Below are 21687 nucleotides of genomic sequence, written 5' to 3'. Positions count from 1 at the left end.
GAAGACCGGAGCCTGGCCTCGCACCCACGAGGCCGAGCACCGTGGCCCCCGAGCGTGGTGGCCCCGAGCGTCGTGGCCCCCGAGCGTGGTGGCCCCCGTGGTGGCCCCGAGCGTCGTGGCCCTCGCCTCCCCCGGGGCACCGCCCCGCCCGGTGCCGTCGGCGGCCCAGGACCTGGCCACGACCGTCCACGGCCCCGCCCCGGACGTCTTCCGCAGTCATCCGGCCCCCGTAGGATGGAGCCCATGGCGAAGACCGGTACGACGACCCAGGGGCTGCGCACGGCGATCGAGCGCAGCGGCTACTACCCGGCTCTCGTGGCCGAGGCGGTGGAGGCCGCCGTCGGCGGCGAGCGGATCTCGTCGTACCTGGTCCACCAGGAGACGACCTTCGACGCCAACGAGGTACGGCGGCATGTCACCGTCCTCGTCCTGACCGCCCACCGCTTCATCGTCAGCCACACCGACGAGCAGGCCGCCGACTCCAGCTCCCCGACTCCGTACGCCACCACCTCCACCGAATCGGTCAAGCTCGACCGGATCTCCTCGGTCGTGGTCAGCCGGGTCGTCGCGAACCCGGAGTCGTACAAGCCGGGCACCCTGCCGCGCGAGGTCGTCCTCACCATCGGCTGGGGCGCCGTCTCCCGTATCGACCTGGAGCCCGCCGCCTGCGGCGACCCCAACTGCGAGGCGGACCACGGCTACACCGGCAACACCACGGCCGACGACCTGAGCCTGCGCGTCAGCGAGGCGGGGGACGGCCCCGACACCGTCCGGCAGGCACTCGCCTTCGCCCAGTCCCTGTCCGAGGCCACCGCGGCCGCCGCGGCGACCAGCCGCTGATGTCCGCCGAGGCCGTCCGACAGGACCAAGGGCAGGACCGAGGACCGGGCAAGGCACACGACCAGGCACGCGATCAGGCGTGGGGCCAGGTCCGGGAGGTCAACCGGCCCGGGCACCAGTCCCCGGCGTACGAGCAGGACCCCGTCCCGCTCGCCCTCCACACCGCGCCGCTCCCTGAGTACGGCAGCGGCTCCCTGGCCGACCTGCTGCCCACCCTCGCGGCCGGCCAAGGCGTACCGGATCTGACCGCGAACATCACCGAACTGACCCCCGCCGACCGGAACTGCGTGTTTCTGATCGACGGCCTCGGCTGGGAGCAGATCAAGGCCCACCCGGACGAGGCGCCGTACCTGACGTCGCTTCTGGGCACCTCGCGCGGCAACACCGGCCGGCCGCTGACCGCCGGGTTCCCCGCCACCACCGCGACCTCCCTGGCGTCCGTGGGCACGGGGCTGCCGCCCGCCGCGCACGGACTGCCCGGCTACACCGTCCGGGACCCCGCGACCGGCGAGCTGATGAACCAGCTCCGCTGGAAGCCGTGGACGGACCCGCACGCCTGGCAGCCGTACCCCACCGTCTTCCAGCTCGCCGAGGCCGCCGGGGTGCACACCGCGCAGGTGAGCTCCCCGGCGTTCGCCGACACCCCGCTCACCCGGATCGCGCTCAGCGGCGGCACCTTCCACGGCAGGCTCACCGGCGAGGAGCGCATGGACCTCGCCGCCGGGCAACTCGCCGCGGGCGACCGGTCGCTGGTCTACACGTACTACAGCGAGGTCGACGGCAACGGCCACCGCTTCGGCGTCGACTCCGACGCCTGGCGGGGCCAGCTGATGTACGTGGACCGGCTCGTCCAGCGGCTCGCCGCGCAACTCCCGCCCCGGGCCGCGCTCTACGTCACCGCCGACCACGGGATGATCGACATCCCCTTCGACGAGCGGTCGCGCGTCGACTTCGACGAGGACTGGGAGCTGAAGGCCGGCGTCGCCCTGCTGGGCGGCGAGGGCCGGGCCCGCCATGTGTACGCCGTACCGGGCGCCGAGAGCGACGTGCTCGCCGTCTGGCGCGAGGTGCTGGGCGAACAGTTCTGGGTCGCGAGCCGGGACGAGGCCGTCGCCGCGGGCTGGTTCGGCCCGCCGGGCATGCTCGACGAGCGGGTGTACGGGCGGCTCGGCGATGTCATCGCGGCGGCCCACGACGACGTCGTGATCACCGCCTCGGTCCGGGAGCCGAACGAGTCCGCGATGGTGGGCATGCACGGCTCCATGACCCCCGTCGAGCAACTCGTCCCGCTCCTGGAAGTACGCTCGTAGCCTTCCGCGCGACGGCGCGCGGACGCGTTCACCCGGGGCCTCGGCAGCACGACCACCACACGAGTGGCCCCGACCTCACCTTTCGAAAGGCCGTCACCCTGTCATGCCCGAGCTGGTGTTCTTCTCCGGAACCATGGACTGCGGAAAGAGCACCCTCGCTCTCCAGATCGAACACAACCGGTCGGCCCGCGGACTCCAGGGCATGATCTTCAGCCGTGACGACCGCGCGGGGGAGGGCAAGCTCTCCTCCCGCCTGGGCCTCGTCACGGACGCCGTCGAGGCGGCGGACGGCTTCGACTTCTACGCGTATCTGGTCGACCGGCTCTCCCAGGGTGGCCGGTGCGACTACGTCATCGTCGACGAGGCGCAGTTCCTCGCGCCCGAGCAGATCGACCAGCTCGCCCGGGTCGTGGACGACCTGGAGCTGGACGTCTTCACCTTCGGCATCACCACCGACTTCCGCTCCAAGCTCTTCCCCGGCTCGCAGCGGCTGGTGGAACTGGCCGACCGGGTCGAGGTCCTCCAGGTCGAGGCGCTGTGCTGGTGTGGCGCCCGGGCCACCCACAACGCCCGCACGGTCGGCGGCGTCATGGTCGTCGAGGGCGCGCAGGTCGTCGTCGGGGACGTCCACCAGTCCGGCGGCGAGGTCGGCTACGAGGTGCTCTGCCGGCGCCACCACCGCCGCCGGATGACCGCCGCCACCGCCCGCGCGGCCACGCTCTCCCCGGACGTCCTGCCCATCGGCCCCGCCTGACCGCGACGTCCCTCCTTGCCCGTGGCACCGGCGACCGCCGGCGCCATGGCGAAGTGTGCGTCCCTCGCTCAGCCCCACAGGCCGGGCGAAGGGACGCCCTGTCGGGTGTTTCGCTCACTCGATGTCGAGATGTGCTCCGACGACGGGGTCCGAGCCCTTGCACTGGGTGCTGAAGTGGATCATCTGCTCGGCGCTCAGCCGCTGCCAGGGGGTGGTGACCTTGTACCTCTGGCCGTCGATGGCCTGGCAGTCCGCGGTGGCTCGTACCCGCAGCTGGGGCGACCCCTTCTGACAATCGACGATGAGGACGCCGTGGGCCGCGTTCTCGAAGCGCATGGCGCAGTGGGCGGGGGTGTCGGCCGAGGCGACGGGAGCTGCCATCACCACTCCGGCCAACGCCAGTGCCCCTGTGATGGATCCGGCGACCGCAGACTTCAGTTTTCGCATGTCCTTCCTCTTTTTCTCGAGGGAACCCGGCAGGAGATGCTGCACGAGGGAGAGACGCTCAGTACCGATCGGAACGCGCGAAGCACCAGTTGACATGTCGGTGTCATTACCTTCAAGGGCACTCGTGGCAGCTTCCCCCGGATGAGCGAGCGCCCCCTGTTTTCCACGGGGCGCCCAGCGGGTTCGGTGCGCAGCGCGAGGGCTGTGCGCGCTCTTTCGCGGTGGCGCATTCACTCCCGTTCACCGGTCCAGGAGGCGCTGGGGCCGCACCGGCCGTCCGACTGGGTACTGGCCGGAGGTCGGCGGCCACGGGCTACGCCGAGCTGGTGGCACTCACCCGCCGAGACGATGTGCCCCGCCGGTGTCGTCCGCCCCGGCGGACGCCGGCAGCGAGAGCGTCGCCCACACCGCCTTGCCGGGACCGCGCCGGTCATGGACCCCCCACGTCTCCGCGAGCGCGGCGACGAGGACGAGCCCGCGCCCGTCGCACGCGTCCGCGCCCGGAGTACGCGGCTCGGGCGGAGTCGGCGACGCGTCATGCACCTCGATCCGGAGGCCGTACGGGAGTTGGGTGAACCGCGTCTCGATCACGTGTCCGGGGGAGCGCGACGGAATATGCGACGACCACCGGGCGCCGCAGCGGTGGCACGGGCGGGTGAGGTGCGGGCGCGGAAGCCGGCGTACGGGGTCGAGCCGCCTGGGGTGGCGTGACGACAGCCCCGGCGCGATGCCGGGCGGTGGCAGAGCGGCGGAACAGCCGCCGGATACGACGGAGTCCGAGGTCCAACACGTTGACGCTCCTTGCTTCGCTCTCTGTGATGAATCGCTCACAGCATGTTGCTTGCGTCGCTAGGCTTGCCAGTGGTTGGCGCATGACGGAGCAGGCGTCAGGAAGGGGAGTTGGTACCCATGGCGGACGAACGGATGCGACGGACCCCTCGGCAGAAGTACGGAGAGGAGTTGAAGATCCGGCGCCTGGCGGCGGAGATGACGCAAGAGGCGTTGAGCGACGGGGTGGTGTGTTCTCCGACGTTGATCAGCCACTTCGAGGCGGGGCGGCGGCTGTCGAGCCCGGCGGACGCGCAGCGGATCGATATGGCGCTGGGGACGGACGGGTTCTTCGCGCGTTGGCTGACAGACCTCGACGGGAAGTACGCCGAACACTTCAACTTCGTTGCGGAGTTCGAGCGGCAGGCCACCGAAATTCGGCATTTCAGCCTGTCCGTCGTGCCCGGCCTGCTCCAGACGGGGCCCTACGCGCGGGAAATGTTCCGCGCCTATCGTCCGAATCATCAAGCCAAGGATCTTGACCGAAGGGTGGTCAACCGTCTGGAGCGTGCTCAGATCCTGGAGAATCCGGAGGGGCCCGTACTGTGGTGCTTGGTGGACGAGACGGTGCTCCGGCGTCGAGTCGGCGGGCCGCGCGTCATGGCTGATCAGTTGGGCAAGATGGCGGGCATGGCGGAAGCCGGGCGACTCAGACTCCATGTGGTGCCGTTCGCGGCGGGCGCACACGCCTTGGTCGAGAGCATGCTGTACTTGATGTCGTTCGAGGACGCCCCGCCGATCTCCTATGTCGAGGGTTTCCGGACAGGCCACTTGATGGACGATCCGGCCATGGTTCGTGATGCGCAGCGGGCCTACAACATGGTCCTGGGGGACGCGCTGTCTCATGTCGACTCAGTGGCCCTGGTGAGAGCCGTAGCGGAGGAATACGAGCATGAGGCGCAGTGAACAACAGGTCCCGGAAGCGGGGCCCCTCCAAAAGTGGCGCAAGTCGAGCCACAGCGGCCCCAGCAACGGCGACTGCCTCGAAGTCGCCGACGGACACCCCACCGTCCCGGTCCGTGACTCCAAGAACGCGCGGGGCCCCGTGCTCGTCTTCCACGCCGACGGCTGGTCGTCGTTCGTCTCCGCCGTCAAGCGCGGCGAACTCGCCTGACAGGCGGTTCGTCAACCGTCCGGCCCCGCAGGTTCAGCGCGCACCCGAGCATACGATCGTGAAGACCGCGCCCTCCGGGTCGGTGACCGTCGCCGTCCGGCCGCGCCCGGCGTCGCGCGGGGCTTCGAGGAGCCGACCGCCCAGGTCCGTGACCAGCCGGGCCGCCGCGTCCGTGTCGGCCACCTCGAAGGACGTCATCCAGTGGGCGCCCCGGTCGCGGGGCAGGGCGCGGCCCAGGCCGTGCAGGGACCCGACCGGGCGGTCCTCCAGACGCAGCGTCAGTTCGTCCGTACCCGCGGGGCCGGCCGGCTCCACCTCGTAGCCGAAGAGCGACTCGTAGAAGCGGGCGACCGAGGCCGTCTCCCGCGTGAACAGCTCGTTCCAGACAGGCGTGCCGGGAGGACCGGACACCGCCGTTCCCGGGTGCGCGGCGGCCTGCCAGATGCCGAGGACCGCGCCCGCCGGGTCCGCCGCGATGGCCATCCGGCCCGCCTCGGCGGCTTCCAGCGGGCCGACGGCGACCGTGCCGCCACAGCTTCGGATCGTCTCCGCGGTCTTGTCCGCGTCATCCGTGGCCAGATACGTCAGCCAGGCGGTCGGCAACCGCCTGCCGCCCGGCAGCCGGCCGATCCCGGCGACCTCCCTGCCGTCGAGGAGTCCGCGCACATACGGTCCGAGCTGCTGCGGGCCCGGCTCGAACTCCCAGCCGAACAAACCCCCGTAGAACTCCTCGGTCGCCGCCAGGTCGCTCACCATCAGACTCACCCAGCAGGGAGTTCCGGGTGTGCGCCGGATCGCTTCCTCGGCCATCGTCACTCTCTCCTCGGACCCGTCGTGCCGTCGTGCCGGACAAGGGCGGTGCGATGCTCGCACTCGGTGCCGCGCGGCGCCGCTCGACCGGGCCGCGTTCGGCGGGAACTCGATCGGGTGTTTACTTACTGTTGTCACGATGTCGCGTCCGGTGGGCGGCCGGGTACGCGCGGGCCGCCCTGTACGGGAGGATGGCATCCATGACAGCCATCATCAACGCGGCCGATCTCGCGAGCGAGTCGGCCGGGCCGCGACCGCCCGTACTGCTCGACGTCCGCTGGCAGCTGGGCGGTCCGCCCGGACGTCCGGCGTACGAGGCCGGGCACCTGCCCGGTGCCGTCTACGTCGACCTGGACACGGAACTGTCGGCGCCGCCCGGTGCCGGCGGTCGCCACCCCCTGCCGGACGTGGCCGACTTCGGCGCGGTGATGCGCCGGGCCGGCGTGGGTCAGGACACCCCGGTCGTCGTGTACGACGGCGGGCAGGGCTGGGCGGCGGCCCGCGCCTGGTGGCTGCTGCGCTGGGCGGGCCACCGGGACGTACGGGTCCTGGACGGCGGGCTGGCCGCCTGGGAAGGACCGCTGTCCACCGAGGAGCCCAAGCCGGAGGAGGGGGACTTCGCCCCCGTCCCGGGGTCGCTCCCGCTGCTGGACGCGGACGGAGCGGCGGCCCTCGCCCGCGACGGGCTGCTGCTGGACGCGCGGGCGGCCGAACGCTACCGGGGCGACGTCGAGCCCATCGACCGGGTCGGCGGCCACATCCCCGGCGCCCTCTCCGCGCCCACCACGGAGAACGTGGCCGAGAACGGACGGTTTCTCCCCGCGGACGACCTCGCGGACCGCTTCGCGGCACTCGGCGCGACCAAGGGCGCCCGGGTCGGTGTCTACTGCGGTTCCGGTGTCTCCGCCGCCCATGAGGTGCTGGCGCTCGAACTCGCGGGCGTTCCGGCCGCGCTGTACGCGGGTTCCTGGTCGCAGTGGTCGGCGGACGAGTCCCGCCCGGTCGCCACGGGCCCGGACCCCCAGTAGGCCTGCCCCGGACCCCCCGGCAGGCCACCGAGCGCGGGCCGACAGGTGGGGGGCCCCACAGGGACGCGCGCGAGGGACTTCCTCATCCGAAGTCCGTACCCGAGCCGACGGGCCCGTACTCCGGATGCGGTGAGTACGGGCCCGTCGGCGTACGTATGTAAGGACGTGCTGATCCACTTACCCCGACGGGGCCCGTCGCCGCCGTCAGTCCTGTTTCTTGCGGCGCGTGCCGAACACGATCTCGTCCCAGCTCGGTACCGCGGCCCGCCGTCCCGGACGCACCCCGTCCGCCTCGGCCTGGCGGTCCGTCGTGCCCGTGAGCCGGTCGCGGTGCCCGGCGACCGAACGGGGCATCAGCACGTCCGCGTACGCCGAGCCGGCGCCGGCCGACGCGGCGGGCGCGATCGGCTCCTCGGCCTCCTCCGGCTCCTCGTCCACGTCCAGGGACGCCGACGAGGACGAATCCGGCAGGGCGGGACGTTCTGGTACGACCATGTCGCCGCGGAAGCTCGGCACCGCCTCCAGAAGGCTGGTCAGGGAGTCACGCTCGTCGGCCTCCTCCGGCTCCGCCGAGGGCGGCCGCTCCAACTGCCGGTCGAGCGAACGGTCCAGCGGCCGGTCGCGCGGCAGCCGGGCGATCCGCGGGACGAACGGGAAGCTCGGCTCCTGCGTGACCGTGTCGTCCGTGTCGCCGATCAGCGCGCGCGCCTCGTCGTCGACGGCCTGTACGAGCCGCCTCGGCGGGTCGTACGTCCAGCTCGCCGCGTGCGGCTCGCCCGCGACGCGGTAGACCAGCAGCACTTCCCACGTGCCGTCGTCCCGGCGCCAGGAGTCCCACTGGACGGTGTCCTTCTCGGCGCCGCGCAGCGTCAGTCTCTCCTGCACCGCCTCGCCGAGCTGGGGTCCGGTGTTCTCGCCGGGGCGCCGGACGGGTGTCTTCCGGGCGCGCTCGGCCATGAAGGCGCGCTCGGCGAGCACGGGGCCCTCGAACCGGCGGACCCGGTCCACCGGGATGCCCGCGTGCTGGGCGACCTCCTCCGCGGAGGCACCGGCTCGTATCCGCGCCTGGATGTCGCGCGGCCTGAGGTGGCTCTCCACCTCGATCTCGATCTGGCCGAGACGGGCGCGGTCGTTGCGCACGGCGGCGCGCAGCCGCTCATCGATCGGAAGCGTGTATTCCGTACTGTCGGCAGCCTTGAGCACCAGTCGTGTGCCGTCGTTGGAGACGGCCACGACACGCAGTTCGGGCATGGGGACCTCCCGGGTGGTGCCTGCCGACGTCACGTGCGTCGCTGCTTCCGCTAGTCGAGTGTGACCTGCCCGGGTGCAGCCTGCCACAACCTTTCCGTACTGCCCGGCGTGTCGGGCCGGGGGCCTGGATCGCCGTCATGGCACGGTACCTGCTCGCCACGCGGAGTGACGAACCCGGTCACTCTGTGCAGCAGGCGCCCGTACGGTGCCGTCGGCTCCGCCGGATCGAGTGCCACGTGCGGCCCCCTTCCCGTAGGTCCCCGGCCACCCGTGAGGGAGTCCGGCCCCAGGGCTCGCCACAGTACTCCATTCGGGCCATCCGGGTGGACCGGCGCGCCGCTCGAGATTCTCTCCGGCCGGGGACTTGTCCGCGCGAGGCCGCCGCTGACGGTACGTGGGGCGGATCGGCGGGTGGGATGCTTCACACAATCCCCCGAAACGGAACTATCCCCTTCGCTCATCGGTCACTTCCGGGTGCAAGCTGGGACAGATGGGCAAGCAGGGGCTTTAGATGCACCAGAAGCAGGGCAGTGGCACGCGACGCGTGGTGCGGGATACGGAAGCGGAGCTGAGTACGGGCGATGAGCGGGACGAGGCGGGGGAGCGGGGCGCCGGCGCGCCCGCCGAGCGGCGACGCCTCGATCTGAACCTTCCGCAGGTCGCGGGCAGCGCCCTCGCCGCGATCGCGGCGGCGGTCCTCGCCTCCCGGCTGGGCGTGTACGGCACGGTCCTCGGCGCGGGAGTGGTCAGCGTCGTGGCCACGTGTGGCGGCTCGGTCTTCCAGCACCTGTTCCGGCGAACCGGGGAACAGATCCGCGTGGTCACCGTCCAGGCCAAGCCCGGAGGCCGTCAGGTGGTGGTGCGGAGCGACCGGAACGGTGGGGGCGGCGCGACGAGCGTCGCGGATCCGGGTGGTTCCGGCAATCCGCGCGTGCCCGGCGAATCCCCCGATCCGGGCGATCCGTACGTTCCTGTTGACGCGACCCGGCTGCTGCGTGTGCCGACGGACCTGAACACCGAGTACGGCGAGGCCACCACCCATGGTGCCCGTGCCCGGGCTCGTGCTCGGAGACGGGAGCGCGGCTGGAAGCGCCCGCTGCTCGCGGCCGTCGGCGTCTTCGTGCTCGCCATGGCCGGTGTCACCGGATACGAACTGATGTCCGGTCAGGGTCTGGGCGGCGGCCATGCGACGACCGTCGGGTCCGTCGTACGCGGCGGTGGCGGTGGATCCGTACCGGAGGACGGTCCCGCGCCCACCCCGTCCTCCGGCTCTTCGTCCGGCGGGCAGGGACAGGGGCAGGACGGCGGGGCGAGCCCCGACCCGAACACGTCGCCGGACACCGGTCAGGGCGCGGGCGGTGACGGGGGCGGCGGCGCCGGTCCGTCCCGTACGCCCGCCACCCCGCCCTCCGGCGCGGGCGACGGCGCACGGTCCGGCGACCCGACGCCGGCGCCCTCCGGCACCTCGGGCGGCGGATCCGGAACGGACACCTCCGGTCCCTCCGGGCCCGACGGCTCCGGAACCGGCGCCACACCGGATTCCGGTTCCGGCTCCGGTACGGGGTCCGGGGCCGACTCCGGCGCCGGCACGGCGAACCGGTGACGGCGGGAGAGCCATGGCCCGTCAGTCGCCCAGCACCCGGCGCAGGTAGTCGTTGCCGAACAGCCGGTCCGGGTCCAGCCGGTCGCGGAGCGCCGTGAACTCGCCGAAGCGCGGATAGGCCGCGGACAGGTACGCCGCGTCCCGGGTGTGGATCTTGCCCCAGTGCGGCCGTCCGCCGTGCGCGGTCATGACGCGTTCCACCGCGGTGAAGTACGCGCGGTGGGGCGTGCCCCGGAACAGGTGCACCGCGATGTACGCGCTCTCGCGGCCCGAGGCCGTCGAGAGGGCGATGTCGTCCGCGGGCGCCGTCCGGACCTCCACCGGGAAGCTCACCCGCAGAGGGGACCGCTCGACCATGGCCTTGACCTCGCGCAGCGCCTCGACCACCGCCTCCCGGGGCAGCGCGTACTCCATCTCCACGAAGCGCACCCGGCGCGGTGTCGTGAAGACCTTGTAAGGGATGTCCGTGTACGTACGCGCGGACAGCGCGCGACTGGAGACGCGGGCGAGGGGGGGAACGGTGGCGGGCACGGCCCGGCCGAGCGAACACGCCACCTGGAGGACCCCGTTGGAGAGGAACTCGTCGTCGATCCAGCCCCGGACGCGACCGAGGGGAGCCGCGGGCCCCGCGCTGCGGTTGTTGCGCTTGGTATTGCAGTTGTCCGTGTGCGGAAACCAATAGAACTCGAAATGCTCGTTCTCGGCGACATGCTGATCGAACTCGGCGGTGACCCGGTCGAACGACATCGGTGCCTCACGCGCTGTCAGCAGGAACAACGGCTCCACGGCGAACGTGACCGAGGTGACCACACCCAGCGCGCCGAGCCCGACCCGGGCGGCGGCGAAGACGTCCGGGTTCTCCTCGGGGGAGCAGCGCAGCAGCGAGCCGTCCGCGGTGACCAGCTCCAGGGCGCGGATCTGTGCCGCGATCGAGGCCGAGTCGCGGCCGGTGCCATGGGTGCCGGTGGCGGTCGCGCCGGAGACCGTCTGCTCCATGATGTCGCCCATGTTCGTGAGCGACAGGCCCGCCCGGGCCAGCGCCGCGTTCAGCCTTCCGAGTGGCGTGCCCGCGGCGACGGTGACGGTGCCCGCCGCCCGGTCGAGCCTCCGGATGCCGACCAGCCGCTCGGGCCGGATCAGCACCCCGTCCGTGGCGGCGGTGGCGGTGAACGAGTGCCCAGTACCGACGGCCTTGACCCTCAGCCCGTCCTCGGCGGCCCGGCGCACGGCGGCGGCGACGGCGTCCGCGGAGGCGGGGGAGACCTGCCGGGAGGGCCGGGCGGTGACCGTCCCCCCCCAGTTACGCCACGCTCTCGATCCCGTCCCGCCTGTCAGGATTCCGGTCATCCGCCCCGTGCCCTCCCCGCGTCGGTGCCGGCTCGCGCAGCCGGCGGAACCCCAGGAACGCCACCGCGGCCGCGACGGCGCCCGCCACCGCGGGCACCGCGTACCCCGCCCGGGCACCGGCCGCGTCGACCACCCAGCCGGCGGCCGACGAGCCGAGCGCCACCCCGACCAAGAGCCCGGTACTGGTCCAGGTCATGCCCTCGGTCAGCTTGGTGCGCGGTACGTGCGCCTCGACGAGGGCCACCGTGGTCACCATCGTCGGTGCGATGGACAGACCCGCGACGAAGAGCGCCACGGCCAAGAACGGCAGATTCCCGGCCAGTTGGAGGGGGATCATACTCACGGCCATGGCGCAGACGCCCACCAGCCACCTCCGCGCGGGCGGCCCGGACAGATGCAGCATCCCGAACACCACCCCGGCCAGGCACGATCCCAGGGCGTACACGGCCAGCACCAGGCTCGCCGCCGTCTTGTGGCCCCGCTCCTCGGCGAAGGCGACCGTCACCACGTCGACCGCGCCGAAGATCGCGCCCGTCGCCAGGAAGGTCGCCGCCAGCACCCGCAGGCCCGGTGAACGCAGCGCCGACCCGCCGGTGTGCTCGGCACGCGGCCGGGGGACGGGCTCGGTGGCCCGCTGAGCCGTCAGCCACAGGACGCCGACGACCAGGAAGACCCCCGCCAGCAACGGGCCCGCGGCGGGGAACCAGGCCGTCGACAGACCGATCGAGACGATCGGACCGACGATGAAGCACATCTCGTCGACGATCGACTCCCACGAATACGCGGTGTGCAGCTCGCGCGGCGAACCCCGGTAGATCTCCGCCCAGCGAGCCCGCACCATCGCGCCCAGGCTCGGCACACAGCCCGTGCCGGTCGCGAAGACGAACAGCGTCCAGTCCGGCGCGCCCCACTCGGCACAGAGCAGCAGGCCCGCGACCGCCGCCACCGCGATCAGGGTCGCCGGGCGCAGGACGCGCCGCTGGCCGTGCCGGTCCACCAGTCGGGAGATCTGCGGGCCGAGGACGGCGGCCGACATCGCCATCATCGCCGACAGCGCGCCGGCCAGCCCGTACCGCCCGGTGAGCTGGGAGACCATCGTCACCACGCCGATACCCATCATGGCCAGCGGGAGCCGGCCGATCAGGCCGGCGGTGCTGAATCCCCCGGTACCGGGAGCCGCGAAGATCGCGCGGTAGGAACTGGGCAAGGGGCACTCCGGTGAGGGAACGGGCGCTGCGGAGAGGAACGATCCGGCAGGGCTCCGGTAAGGAACGAACGGCGACGGAACAGCTTACGGTCGCGCACCGCCCGCACGCCCCCGATTTTCTGGCCGGCGCGATGCGCGGCACACGGCCCCGGCGCCGGGGCCGATGCCGTACGCGCCCCGCCCGCACGCCGTCACGCGCCGTACCGCGCCCCGGGGCCCGCCACGCCACGGGCCGGGGCGCGGTACCGGCGCCGCGGGGCTGGTGGCAGGATCGATTCATGGCCGAACAGCTCGACACCTCCCCCTACGACGCCCTCCTCCTGTTGTCGTTCGGCGGCCCGGAAGGGCCCGACGACGTGGTCCCGTTCCTGGAGAACGTGACCAGGGGCCGGGGCATCCCCACGGAGCGGCTCAAGGAAGTGGGGCAGCACTACTTCCTGTTCGGCGGGGTCAGCCCGATCAACGGCCAGAACCGCGCCCTGCTCGACGCGCTGCGCGAGGACTTCGCCGAGCACGGCCTGGACCTGCCCGTGTACTGGGGCAACCGCAACTGGGCGCCGTACCTGACCGACACGCTGCGCGAGATGGCCGCGGACGGCCGGCGGCGCGTCGCCGTGCTCGCCACCAGCGCGTACGCCTCGTACTCCGGCTGCCGCCAGTACCGCGAGAACCTCGCGGAGGCGCTGGCCACCCTGACCGCCGAGGGGATCGACGTCCCCCGGGTGGACAAGCTGCGGCACTACTTCAACCACCCCGGTTTCCTGCGCCCCATGATCGAAGGGGTGCTGGCCTCGCTCGCGGACCTGCCGGAGGACGTCCGCGCGGGCGCGCACATCGCCTTCACCACGCACTCCATCCCCGTCGCGGCGGCCGACACCTCGGGCCCCGTCGAGGCGCACGGTGAGGGCGGGGCCTACGTGGCACAGCACCTGGACGTCGCCCGCCTGATCGCGGACGCCGTACGGGAGGAGACCGGGGCCGAACACCCCTGGCGGCTCGTCTACCAGTCGCGCAGCGGCGCCCCGCACATCCCGTGGCTGGAACCGGACATCTGCGACCACCTGGAGGAGCTGCACGGGCAGGGCGTCCCGGCGGTCGTCATGGCCCCGATCGGCTTCGTCTCCGACCACATGGAGGTGCTGTACGACCTGGACACCGAGGCCACCGCCAAGGCCGCCGAGCTGGGGCTGCCGGTGCGCCGCTCGGCGACGGTGGGCGCGGATCCGCGCTTCGCCGCCGCCGTACGCGACCTCGTCGTGGAGCGCGCCGCCGCCGAGCGGGGGCGCGAGGTGACGCGCTGTGCCCTCGGCGCGCTGGGGCCCGGCCATGACCTCTGCCCGGTGGGCTGCTGCCCGGCCCGTGCCCCCAAGCCCGCCGCCGCGGGCGCCGACAGCGTCTACGCGTGAGCCCGGGACCGGCGGCCTCTCGGCCGGCCGGCCCCGCGCCCGACCCGGCCCTCCCGACCCCTTACGGAGCCCCTGTGACCGACGCCCCCCGACCGGACGCGGACCTCTCCGCCGAACTGCTGACCCTGGCCCTGGAGGCGGCCCACCGGGCCGGCGCGCTGCTGCGCGACGGCCGGCCCGACGACCTGGCCGTCGCCGCGACCAAGTCCAGCCCCATCGACGTCGTCACCGAGATGGACATCGCCGCCGAGAAACTGATCACGGGCTACATCGCCGAGCGCCGCCCGGACGACGGCTTCCTCGGCGAGGAGGGCGCCAGCTCGGCAGGCACCAGTGGCGTCCGCTGGATCGTCGACCCGCTGGACGGCACCGTCAACTATCTGTACGGCCTGCCCACCTGGGCCGTGTCCGTGGCGGCGGAGCACGAGGGGGAGACGCTGGTGGGCGTCGTGGAGATCCCCATGCGGGCGGAGACCTTCCGGGCCGTACGCGGGGGCGGCGCCTTCCTGAACGACCGGCCGGTCCGCTGCCGGCCCGCGCCGCCGCTGGACCAGGCCCTCGTCTCGACCGGCTTCAACTACGTCACCGCCGTACGCGCCCACCAGGCGGAGATCGCCCAGAAGCTGATCCCGCGGCTGCGGGACATCCGGCGCGGTGGCTCGGCCGCCGCCGACCTCAGCGACGTCGCGGCGGGCCGGCTGGACGGCTACTACGAGCGCGGGCTGCACCCCTGGGACCTGGCGGCCGGCGAGCTCATCGCCCGCGAGGCGGGCGCGCTCACCGGCGGCCGGCCAGGCGCCCGGCCGGACGGCGATCTGACGGTGGCCGCGTCCCCCGGGGTCTTCGAGCCCCTGCAGGCGCTCCTGGAGGAGTACGGCGCCTGGCACGACTGATCCCCGACTGATCGGGGCGGACGACAGGCAGAAGGGCCCCGGCGCCGATCCCCTCGGCGTCGGAGCCCTCTCTGTAGGTCTCTACGGCTCTGTACTGCGTATGGATCTGTATATGTCTACGACTGTGTGTCTGCGACTGTGTCTGTATGACCCCGGTTCCGGATGTCAGGCGCTGCCCGCGCCCACTTCCACACCGTGTTCGGCGGCGAGCCGCCGAAGGTCTTCCAGCTCTTCCTGTTCGACGTCCGCGAGGAAGTCGTCGCCCGTCTCCCGGGCGCGGGTCAGGTCGGTCTCCGTGGCTTTTATACGCTGGAGAAGCCCGGCGGTGAACGCGTCCATTGCGCCCCCTCGTCGTGGGTCAGCGGCACGGGGGTGTGCCGGCGTCGGTCAGTGGCACGGGGGTGTGCCGACGGCGGGTAGATCACGCACCCACTGCCTCTGGATTGGCAGACAAGGGTGTGGCAAGCCACAAACAGGGCGCGATCTCGGGTGTGCAGTCGTCATCCCCAGGGGCGGAGCGCCAGAAACCTCCACGCTTCAATAAATCCGGTCCGTTCCGCGACGGCCCCTGATGTGCCTGGTCACCCGACATCGCCTTACCGTCGGTTTATGGCCGTAACAGGCAGGATGGGGCCGCACAGCCAGTGCCACAACCTGCCCTGATCACGGGTGACGGGCCCAGAGGAAGGAAAAAGCGACGTGCGCGTACTCGTCGTCGAGGACGAGCAGCTGCTCGCCGATGCGGTGGCCACCGGACTGCGCCGGGAGGCCATGGCCGTCGACGTGGTCTACGACGGGGCGGCCGCGCTGGAGCGCATCGGGGTCAACGACTACGACGTGGTGGTGCTCGACCGAGACCTCCCCGTGGTCCACGGCGACGACGTCTGCCGAAAGATCGTCGAGCTGGGGATGCCCACCCGGGTCCTGATGCTCACGGCATCGGGCGATGTCAGCGACCGGGTCGAGGGTCTCGAGCTGGGCGCGGACGACTACCTGCCCAAGCCGTTCGCGTTCACGGAGCTCACGGCCCGGGTCCGGGCCCTCGGCCGGCGTACGACCGTACCGCTGCCTCCGGTCCTGGAGCGTTCCGGCATCAAGCTGGACCCCAACCGCCGTGAGGTCTTCCGCGAAGGCCGCGAGATCCAGCTCGCGCCCAAGGAATTCGCGGTGCTGGAGGTCCTGATGCGCAGCGAGGGCGCGGTCGTCTCGGCCGAGCAGCTGCTGGAGAAGGCGTGGGACGAGAACACCGACCCGTTCACCAATGTCGTCCGGGTCACCGTGATGACCCTGCGCCGCAAGCTCGGTGAGCCGCCCGTGATCGTCACGGTGCCCGGCTCCGGATACCGGATCTGATGCCCGTGGCGACCGCCCCGGTGCCGCCGGCGGCACCTCCGAAGCCCACCTGGGACCCGCGCCGGCCCGACCAGTCCCTCCCCTGGGTGCGGCCGACGATCCGGATAAGGCTCACCCTCCTGTACGGCGGGATGTTCCTGATCGCCGGGATCCTGCTGCTCTCGATCATCTATCTGCTGGCCGCGCAGGCCCTGCACGTGGGCAGCGAGCTGCCGTTCAAGATCGTGACCGGCAAGGTGAGCAGCGACGTCTGCAACTTCCCCGACCAGGCGCCGCCCGAGGAGTTCAACGCGGCGATGAACAGCTGCGTCAACCACCAGCGCCAGCAGGCGCTGGACGAGCTGCTGACGCGGTCGATCTTCGCCCTGATCGGGCTGAGCGTCATCGCCTTCGCCTTCGGCTACGCGATGGCCGGCCGGGTCCTCTCGCCGCTGGGCCGGATCACCCGTACCGCGCGCCGCGTGGTCGGCTCCGACCTCTCGCGCCGGATCGAGCTGGACGGTCCCGACGACGAGCTGAAGGAACTGGCCGACACCTTCGACGAGATGCTCGACCGGCTGGAGCGGGCCTTCAGCGCCCAGCAGCGGTTCGTCGCGAACGCCTCGCACGAACTGCGCACTCCGCTCGCGATCAACCGGACCCTCCTGGAGGTCCACCTCTCCGACCCGGGGGCGCCGACGGAACTGCAGCAACTCGGCAAGACCCTGCTGGCCACCAACGAGCGCAGCGAACAGCTCGTGGAAGGACTGCTGCTGCTCGCCCGCAGCGACAACCAGATCGTCGAGCGCAAGCCCGTCGACCTGGCGGAGGTGGCCACCCGCGCGGTGGACCAGACGCTCGCCGAGGCGGACAGCAAAGGCGTCGAGGTGCGTGGGGAGCGGGCGCCCGTGGTCGTCCAGGGCAACGGCGTCCTGCTGGAGCGGATCGCCCTCAACCTGGTGCAGAACGCGGTCCGTTACAACATCCTGGAGGGAGGCTGGGTGGAGGTCACGACCGAGTCGCAGCAGGGGCAGGCGGTCATGGTGGTGTCGAACACCGGCCCGGTCGTCCCCGCGTACGAGATCGACAACCTCTTCGAGCCGTTCCGGCGGCTGCGGACCGAACGCACGGGCAGCGACAAGGGCGTGGGCCTCGGCCTGTCGATCGCCCGGTCCGTGGCCCGCGCGCACGGCGGGCGGATCCACGCGGAACCCCGCGAGGGCGGCGGGCTCGTGATGCGTGTCACTCTCCCGATCTGAGAGAATGCGCGCGGTGTTCGGGCGGCAGATTGCTTTGTTCGCTTTGCGCGGAATTTCGCGGACCGGGCACCGGAGGATCCCTGTGTGATCGATCACAGGGGCGAATACCTGCCTGTCCACTCTCCGTGATCAATTGTCCTGCGGAAAGCCGGTAAAGTCCGGGTTTCCAAGGGGTCGGATCACGGGAAGTACACGGGGTGGCGCCCGTGAAGTACCACCTGGGGACCGTGTACGGTCCCCCTCGCCACCCGAAGCCGATCACTCCCAGGGGAGACGGCTGGGTGTCGATTGAGTAACAGACCTTGATGTGAGGCAAAATCTCCGCCTCGAGCCGGGCACAAGTCCGGCCCCTCACGCGTTACGAGCGCTGAGACACCACAGACACCCAGAGGGGGAGAACGACATGGCAACGGATTACGACACCCCACGCAAGACCGACGACGACGTCGATCAGGACAGCCTGGAGGAACTGAAGGCACGGCGGAACGACAAGTCGACCTCCGCGGTCGACGTCGACGAGTTCGAGCAGGCCGAAGGGCTCGAACTGCCCGGCGCGGATCTCTCCAACGAGGAGCTCTCCGTCCGGGTCCTGCCGCGCCAGGCCGACGAGTTCACCTGCATGAGCTGCTTCCTGGTGCACCACCGCAGTCAGCTGGCCCGCGAGAAGAACGGCCAGCCGATCTGCCGCGACTGCGACTGAGGTCCGGTCGGCCGTGGCAGGCGACAAACCGTCCAGGAAGCGCCGCTTCCGGCGTGCGGGCCGTCCGGCCCCACCGGAGGCGCACAAGGGCGGCTCGGGCCCGGCTGAGGGCATGACGCCCACTTCCGAGCACGCCGCCGTCCCGCTGCCCCGTTCCGACGCGCGTGACGACGAGCGAGGCCGCTCGGCCTCGCTCGAAGCCGCGTCCCCCGAGGCCTCCGCCACCCTCGGCGTCCCCCTGACCAGGGGCCGCCGACCGGACCGCGGCGGACGGCTGGACAGCGTCAGACGCGGGGTGCGCAAGGGAAGCGGCAGCGCCAAGGCGGCGCTCGGCCACCTCGCCGACCGGATCATCGAGAACGCCCCGCGGGTCCCCGTGCGGGACCTCGCGACCCTGCGCAGACAGTTCCCGGGCCTCGGCCCCGAGGAACTGGCCGACAAGCTGATCGCCGGGGCCGCGAACAGCAGCTCGACGGTCGGCGCCGGGATCGGCGCCGTCGCGATGCTGCCCGTACCGCCGGCCATGCCGGCCGAGCTGGCGACGGAGATCACCGCCGTCGCCGCGATCGAGCTCAAGCTCATCGCGGAACTGCACGAGGTGTACGGGCTGCGACCGCCCGGCACACTGACCCAGCGCAGCGCCGCCTACCTGACGTCCTGGACGCAGGAGCGCGGCGTCGACATCACCAGACCGTCCACCTTCAACGGCGCCCTGAGCGGCCCGGTGAAGCGCGAACTGCGCCAGCAGATCATGAAGCGCACGATCCGCAGCCTGCCCAACCTGGTCCCGTTCCTGGTCGGTGCCACCGTCGGCGCGATGATGAACCGGCGGGACACCAAGAAGGTGGCCGAGCGCGTCCGCAAGGACCTGCGCGCCCGCCAGGTCGCCTGGAACGCGCTGCCCGGGCTGCCGCCCCTGGAACAGCCCGAGGAACCCCTCCCCGAGCTGCCCGGCGGACCGCGGCCCTGACGCTCCGCCCGTCCGTCCTTCCCGGCGGAGACGCCCCACGGGCGCGGAGTCAGCCCTGGGTGCCGGCCGGCCGGTCCGTTTCCTGACCCGCGCGTACGGCCGTCAGCGCCGCCGCCAGCCGCTTCGGCGACCGGGTCGAGAGGTAGAGGTACGGCGTCGGGTCCTCGGGGTCCGTGACCGGCACGCGCAGCGCCGTCGGCACATAGCTGCGCAGCAGCAGGAAGGCGCGGGGGTCGGCCTTGTACCCCCGCCAGGCGACCGCCTCCTCGCCGTCCAGCGGCTCCGCCTCGCCGAGCGCCGCGACCGGGATCCGGGCGTCGCCCGCGACCAGCGAGTCCGCGACCACCCGGATCCGCGCCGAGCCGTACGCGCTCACTCCCGCCGCCGCCAGCGCGCCCGCGGCGAGCACCCCGCCGAGCATCGGCAACGGGCCCAGGGGCAGCAGGATCAGTCCGCCCGCCACCCCGATGAGAGCGGCGATCCCCCACCAGGAGCGGGGGGCGGTCAGGCGTTCGTCGTAGCGCACGGCGGAAGGCTCCATGAAGCCAAGCTTGGCACGGTGCGGTACGGGGGCGACCGCGCGGGTAAGGTCTGCGCCTGTGAGTAACGTGCCATCCCGGGGAGCGCCCCCCGGACTCCCGGCCGGGCCGGCCGTGTCGTCGCCGTACCCGCCCCGCGGGCCGCGCACGCGGTACGCGCCGCACACGGCGGCGTACGTGTCGATACGCCCGGGGCACGCCCGCGCCGGCGCCTTCGAGGTGACCCCATGAGCCGCAGTCCCGTCGACGTACTGATCCGCCGGATCGACCCCGAGGCGCCGGTCCCCTCGTACGGACACCCGGGCGACGCCGGCGTCGACCTCGTCACCACCCGGGCCGCCGAGCTCGCTCCCGGCGAGCGGGCCGTCCTGCCGACGGGCGTGGCCATCGCCCTCCCGGACGGCTACGCCGCCTTCGTGCACGCCCGCTCCGGGCTCGCGGCCCGCTGCGGTGTCGCCATGGTGAATGCCCCCGGGACGGTGGATGCCGGGTACCGTGGAGAGATCAAAGTGATCGTGGTCAATCTCGATCCGCGCGAGAGCGTGCGGTTCGAGAGGTACGACCGGATTGCCCAGCTGGTCGTCCAGCAGGTCGAGAAGGTGCGCTTCCACGAGGTGGCGGAGCTCCCCGGCTCCGCGCGGGCCGAGGGGGGCTTCGGGTCCACCGGTGGCCATGCCGCCGTGGACGGCGTACAGGGTGGGAATCGATACGCGTCGGTCGTATCCGACCGGGAAGGACAGTGACGTGTTCGGACGTCGCAAGAAGAAATCCGCACAGGACACGGCGGAAACAGCGGGCGAGACCGAGCAGTTCGTCGAGGACTCCGGCACCGACACGGACGACGCCGGGAGCGAGGAGGCCGAGGCCCCTCGCCGGACCAACCTTCCGCCGGCGCCCCGTCCCGACGGTCCCTGGGACATCTCCGAGGTCTCCAGGCCCGCCGAGGGCCGGGTGGACCTGGGCGGCATCTTCGTGCCCACGGTCGACGGCATGGAGCTGCGCGTGGAGGTCGCCGGTGACGCGATCGTCGCCGCGACGGTCGTCCTGCGCGACTCCGCCGTACAGCTCCAGGCGTTCGCCGCGCCCAAGCGCGAGGGCATCTGGGGCGAGGTCCGCGAGGAGATCGCCACCGGCATCACCCAGCAGGGCGGCATCATCGACGAGATCGAGGGGCCGCTGGGCTGGGAGCTGCGCGCCCAGGTGCCCGTGCAGCTGCCGGACGGCACCGGCGGTGTCCAGCTGGTGCGCTTCATCGGCATCGACGGGCCGCGCTGGTTCCTGCGCGGGGTGATCTCCGGGCAGGGCGCGGTGCAGCCGGAGGCCGCGGGACTGCTGGAGCAGATCTTCCGGGACACCGTCGTGGTACGCGGCGAGGGACCGATGGCACCGCGCGACCCGATCGTCCTCAAGCTGCCCGACGACGCGCAGATGGTTGCCGAGGGCGTCCAGCAGGAGGAGCAGGAGAACTCGCGCTTCTCCGGTGGCATGGGGCAGCTCCAGCGCGGTCCCGAGATCACCGAGGTGCGCTGACCCGGTTCCTGACCGATGACCTGACGACCGGCTCCTGACCCGGCGACCGGGCCGGTGGCGACGGTCGCCGCAGCCGCGCGACGGCCGCCCGCGGGCAGGGCCGTACGGCTGAATGTCGATGTGCGGCGCGTGTCCGCACCGCCGCGCCCTGTGGGCCGCATCCCGCGCACGGGATGCGGCCCACAGGCGTTTTCGCAGGTCCCCGCAGCACGCACCGGCGTGTATGGAGTCCGTCAAGCCGACGGGGCACGGCGTATGGGAGCCGTCAACGGTGCGTGCCTGCGGCCGGAACGCGGGGTTTCCTCTGAGAGTCGTTTTTCGTCCCGCACTCACTCAGGAGCACACGGTGGCCGATCTGGCCTTCGTCCTCGCCACGGTCGCGGTCTTCGCGCTGGTGGCCCTCGTCGCCAAGGGGGTGACGAAGCTGTGACCGCCGAGAATGTCGTCGGCCTGGTCGTGGCCGTCGCCCTGCTGGGCTATCTCGTCCTCGCCCTCGTCTTCCCCGAGAGGTTCTGAGCG

General features: G+C 72.1%; 25 protein-coding genes. 17 read left to right on the top strand and 8 right to left on the bottom strand.

The annotated features are described in order from the left end of the window. Positions 1-243: 243 nt before the first annotated feature. The 3 genes from IG02_RS0112115 to IG02_RS0112105 all read left to right on the top strand — a co-directional run bounded on the left by IG02_RS0112115 (position 244) and on the right by IG02_RS0112105 (position 2904). The gene (locus IG02_RS0112115) at positions 244-840 is read left to right on the top strand and encodes a DUF5998 family protein (RefSeq protein ID WP_030745267.1); all 597 of its coding nucleotides are present in this window, start codon (positions 244-246) and stop codon (positions 838-840) included. Beyond that, the gene (locus IG02_RS0112110) at positions 840-2150 is read left to right on the top strand and encodes an alkaline phosphatase family protein (RefSeq protein ID WP_078854406.1); all 1311 of its coding nucleotides are present in this window, start codon (positions 840-842) and stop codon (positions 2148-2150) included. Before IG02_RS0112115 ends, IG02_RS0112110 begins: the two co-directional genes overlap by 1 nt. Positions 2151-2253: 103 nt before the next feature. After that, positions 2254-2904, top strand: coding sequence for a thymidine kinase (locus IG02_RS0112105; RefSeq protein WP_030745264.1), 651 nt, complete (start codon positions 2254-2256; stop codon positions 2902-2904). Between the two features lie 114 nt (positions 2905-3018). Here IG02_RS0112105 and IG02_RS0112100 read toward each other — a convergent pair whose 3' ends face one another. Next, positions 3019-3351, bottom strand: coding sequence for a hypothetical protein (locus tag IG02_RS0112100; RefSeq protein ID WP_158712277.1), 333 nt, complete (start codon positions 3349-3351; stop codon positions 3019-3021). A gap of 333 nt (positions 3352-3684) precedes the next feature. After that, complete coding sequence (locus tag IG02_RS36270; RefSeq protein ID WP_037802760.1) at positions 3685-3942, bottom strand: ATP-binding protein; 258 nt, start codon at positions 3940-3942, stop codon at positions 3685-3687. A gap of 318 nt (positions 3943-4260) precedes the next feature. On the opposite strand from IG02_RS36270, the gene IG02_RS0112090 reads away from it, so the two are divergent. Together IG02_RS0112090 and IG02_RS0112085 are read left to right on the top strand one after the other, a co-directional pair. Continuing rightward, positions 4261-5085 carry a helix-turn-helix domain-containing protein gene (locus tag IG02_RS0112090; RefSeq protein ID WP_030745258.1) on the top strand — a complete coding sequence of 275 codons (825 nt, stop codon included), beginning with the start codon at positions 4261-4263 and terminating at the stop codon, positions 5083-5085. Next, entirely contained in the window at positions 5072-5293 is a 222-nt protein-coding gene (locus IG02_RS0112085) for a DUF397 domain-containing protein (protein WP_030745256.1), read from the top strand. The genes IG02_RS0112090 and IG02_RS0112085 overlap by 14 nt, the downstream gene beginning before the upstream one ends. Before the next feature lie 33 nt (positions 5294-5326). Here IG02_RS0112085 and IG02_RS0112080 read toward each other — a convergent pair whose 3' ends face one another. Continuing rightward, positions 5327-6103: a VOC family protein gene (locus IG02_RS0112080; RefSeq protein ID WP_030745255.1), complete on the bottom strand. Its 777-nt coding sequence runs from the start codon at positions 6101-6103 to the stop codon at positions 5327-5329. A gap of 200 nt (positions 6104-6303) precedes the next feature. Here IG02_RS0112080 and IG02_RS0112075 point away from each other — a divergent pair, with 200 nt between their 5' ends. Next, positions 6304-7131: a sulfurtransferase gene (locus IG02_RS0112075; RefSeq protein WP_030745254.1), complete on the top strand. Its 828-nt coding sequence runs from the start codon at positions 6304-6306 to the stop codon at positions 7129-7131. Positions 7132-7335: 204 nt separating this feature from the next. On the opposite strand, the gene sepH is transcribed toward IG02_RS0112075, so the two are convergent. After that, positions 7336-8382: a septation protein SepH gene (gene sepH / locus IG02_RS0112070; protein ID WP_037802843.1), complete on the bottom strand. Its 1047-nt coding sequence runs from the start codon at positions 8380-8382 to the stop codon at positions 7336-7338. 511 nt (positions 8383-8893) lie between these two features. Between sepH and IG02_RS0112065 the strand changes: the two genes are divergently transcribed. Next, positions 8894-9985 (top strand): hypothetical protein, encoded by a 1092-nt coding sequence (locus IG02_RS0112065; RefSeq protein ID WP_051764879.1) that lies wholly within the window; start codon positions 8894-8896, stop codon positions 9983-9985. Positions 9986-10006: 21 nt separating this feature from the next. On the opposite strand, the gene IG02_RS0112060 is transcribed toward IG02_RS0112065, so the two are convergent. Both IG02_RS0112060 and IG02_RS0112055 read right to left on the bottom strand, forming a co-directional pair. After that, positions 10007-11332, bottom strand: a complete 1326-nt coding sequence (locus tag IG02_RS0112060) for a D-arabinono-1,4-lactone oxidase (protein WP_030745247.1) — start codon at positions 11330-11332, stop codon at positions 10007-10009. After that, a complete protein-coding gene (locus tag IG02_RS0112055; RefSeq protein WP_030745245.1) occupies positions 11286-12539 on the bottom strand; it encodes an MFS transporter in 1254 nt (417 codons plus the stop codon). Before IG02_RS0112055 ends, IG02_RS0112060 begins: the two co-directional genes overlap by 47 nt. 278 nt (positions 12540-12817) lie before the next feature. Here IG02_RS0112055 and IG02_RS0112050 point away from each other — a divergent pair, with 278 nt between their 5' ends. Both IG02_RS0112050 and IG02_RS0112045 read left to right on the top strand, forming a co-directional pair. Then, positions 12818-13945, top strand: coding sequence for a ferrochelatase (locus IG02_RS0112050; RefSeq protein WP_030745244.1), 1128 nt, complete (start codon positions 12818-12820; stop codon positions 13943-13945). 74 nt (positions 13946-14019) lie between these two features. Then, a complete protein-coding gene (locus IG02_RS0112045; protein ID WP_030745242.1) occupies positions 14020-14838 on the top strand; it encodes an inositol monophosphatase family protein in 819 nt (272 codons plus the stop codon). A 165-nt stretch (positions 14839-15003) separates the two neighbouring features. Here IG02_RS0112045 and IG02_RS42130 read toward each other — a convergent pair whose 3' ends face one another. After that, positions 15004-15177 carry a hypothetical protein gene (locus IG02_RS42130; protein WP_199814004.1) on the bottom strand — a complete coding sequence of 58 codons (174 nt, stop codon included), beginning with the start codon at positions 15175-15177 and terminating at the stop codon, positions 15004-15006. Positions 15178-15537: 360 nt separating this feature from the next. On the opposite strand from IG02_RS42130, the gene IG02_RS0112035 reads away from it, so the two are divergent. From IG02_RS0112035 to IG02_RS0112020, 4 genes are all read left to right on the top strand, one after another. Continuing rightward, positions 15538-16191, top strand: coding sequence for a response regulator transcription factor (locus IG02_RS0112035; RefSeq protein WP_030745240.1), 654 nt, complete (start codon positions 15538-15540; stop codon positions 16189-16191). Between the two features lie 5 nt (positions 16192-16196). After that, complete coding sequence (locus tag IG02_RS0112030) at positions 16197-17429, top strand: sensor histidine kinase (RefSeq protein WP_030745238.1); 1233 nt, start codon at positions 16197-16199, stop codon at positions 17427-17429. A 403-nt stretch (positions 17430-17832) separates the two neighbouring features. After that, on the top strand, positions 17833-18129 hold the full coding sequence (locus IG02_RS0112025) for a DUF4193 domain-containing protein (RefSeq protein WP_030350183.1): 297 nt from the start codon (positions 17833-17835) through the stop codon (positions 18127-18129). Positions 18130-18142: 13 nt separating this feature from the next. Continuing rightward, a complete protein-coding gene (locus tag IG02_RS0112020; RefSeq protein WP_030745237.1) occupies positions 18143-19099 on the top strand; it encodes a hypothetical protein in 957 nt (318 codons plus the stop codon). Between the two features lie 49 nt (positions 19100-19148). On the opposite strand, the gene IG02_RS0112015 is transcribed toward IG02_RS0112020, so the two are convergent. After that, the gene (locus tag IG02_RS0112015; protein ID WP_030745235.1) at positions 19149-19640 is read right to left on the bottom strand and encodes a DUF3093 domain-containing protein; all 492 of its coding nucleotides are present in this window, start codon (positions 19638-19640) and stop codon (positions 19149-19151) included. 225 nt (positions 19641-19865) lie between these two features. On the opposite strand from IG02_RS0112015, the gene dut reads away from it, so the two are divergent. From dut to kdpF, 4 genes are all read left to right on the top strand, one after another. Then, a complete protein-coding gene (gene dut / locus IG02_RS0112010; protein WP_030745233.1) occupies positions 19866-20381 on the top strand; it encodes a dUTP diphosphatase in 516 nt (171 codons plus the stop codon). A gap of 1 nt (position 20382) precedes the next feature. Further along, complete coding sequence (locus IG02_RS0112005) at positions 20383-21168, top strand: DUF3710 domain-containing protein (protein WP_030745231.1); 786 nt, start codon at positions 20383-20385, stop codon at positions 21166-21168. Positions 21169-21391: 223 nt separating this feature from the next. Then, positions 21392-21598: a hypothetical protein gene (locus IG02_RS39210; RefSeq protein WP_078854405.1), complete on the top strand. Its 207-nt coding sequence runs from the start codon at positions 21392-21394 to the stop codon at positions 21596-21598. Further along, positions 21595-21684 (top strand): K(+)-transporting ATPase subunit F, encoded by a 90-nt coding sequence (gene kdpF, locus IG02_RS38265; protein WP_037802756.1) that lies wholly within the window; start codon positions 21595-21597, stop codon positions 21682-21684. The genes IG02_RS39210 and kdpF overlap by 4 nt, the downstream gene beginning before the upstream one ends. Positions 21685-21687 lie beyond the last annotated feature (3 nt).

The organism is Streptomyces sp. NRRL F-5135 (genome assembly GCF_000719775.1).
GTDB lineage: Bacteria > Actinomycetota > Actinomycetes > Streptomycetales > Streptomycetaceae > Streptomyces > Streptomyces hebeiensis.
Note: the sequence above shows the minus strand (reverse complement) of the source record. Positions and strands in the feature narration are given on the sequence as shown.

Excerpts from the sequence above, each read along its gene's own strand:
- IG02_RS0112115 (WP_030745267.1), top strand. The coding sequence starts at position 244 with ATGGCGAAGACCGGTACGACGACCCAGGGGCTGCGCACGGCGATCGAG.
- IG02_RS0112110 (WP_078854406.1), top strand. The coding sequence starts at position 840 with ATGTCCGCCGAGGCCGTCCGACAGGACCAAGGGCAGGACCGAGGACCG.
- IG02_RS0112105 (WP_030745264.1), top strand. The coding sequence starts at position 2,254 with ATGCCCGAGCTGGTGTTCTTCTCCGGAACCATGGACTGCGGAAAGAGC.
- IG02_RS0112100 (WP_158712277.1), bottom strand. The coding sequence starts at position 3,351 with ATGCGAAAACTGAAGTCTGCGGTCGCCGGATCCATCACAGGGGCACTG.
- IG02_RS0112090 (WP_030745258.1), top strand. The coding sequence starts at position 4,261 with ATGGCGGACGAACGGATGCGACGGACCCCTCGGCAGAAGTACGGAGAG.
- IG02_RS0112085 (WP_030745256.1), top strand. The coding sequence starts at position 5,072 with ATGAGGCGCAGTGAACAACAGGTCCCGGAAGCGGGGCCCCTCCAAAAG.
- IG02_RS0112080 (WP_030745255.1), bottom strand. The coding sequence starts at position 6,103 with ATGGCCGAGGAAGCGATCCGGCGCACACCCGGAACTCCCTGCTGGGTG.
- IG02_RS0112075 (WP_030745254.1), top strand. The coding sequence starts at position 6,304 with ATGACAGCCATCATCAACGCGGCCGATCTCGCGAGCGAGTCGGCCGGG.
- sepH (WP_037802843.1), bottom strand. The coding sequence starts at position 8,382 with ATGCCCGAACTGCGTGTCGTGGCCGTCTCCAACGACGGCACACGACTG.
- IG02_RS0112065 (WP_051764879.1), top strand. The coding sequence starts at position 8,894 with ATGCACCAGAAGCAGGGCAGTGGCACGCGACGCGTGGTGCGGGATACG.
- IG02_RS0112060 (WP_030745247.1), bottom strand. The coding sequence starts at position 11,332 with ATGACCGGAATCCTGACAGGCGGGACGGGATCGAGAGCGTGGCGTAAC.
- IG02_RS0112050 (WP_030745244.1), top strand. The coding sequence starts at position 12,818 with ATGGCCGAACAGCTCGACACCTCCCCCTACGACGCCCTCCTCCTGTTG.
- IG02_RS42130 (WP_199814004.1), bottom strand. The coding sequence starts at position 15,177 with ATGGACGCGTTCACCGCCGGGCTTCTCCAGCGTATAAAAGCCACGGAG.
- IG02_RS0112025 (WP_030350183.1), top strand. The coding sequence starts at position 17,833 with ATGGCAACGGATTACGACACCCCACGCAAGACCGACGACGACGTCGAT.
- IG02_RS0112015 (WP_030745235.1), bottom strand. The coding sequence starts at position 19,640 with ATGGAGCCTTCCGCCGTGCGCTACGACGAACGCCTGACCGCCCCCCGC.
- dut (WP_030745233.1), top strand. The coding sequence starts at position 19,866 with ATGAGCCGCAGTCCCGTCGACGTACTGATCCGCCGGATCGACCCCGAG.
- IG02_RS39210 (WP_078854405.1), top strand. The coding sequence starts at position 21,392 with ATGGAGTCCGTCAAGCCGACGGGGCACGGCGTATGGGAGCCGTCAACG.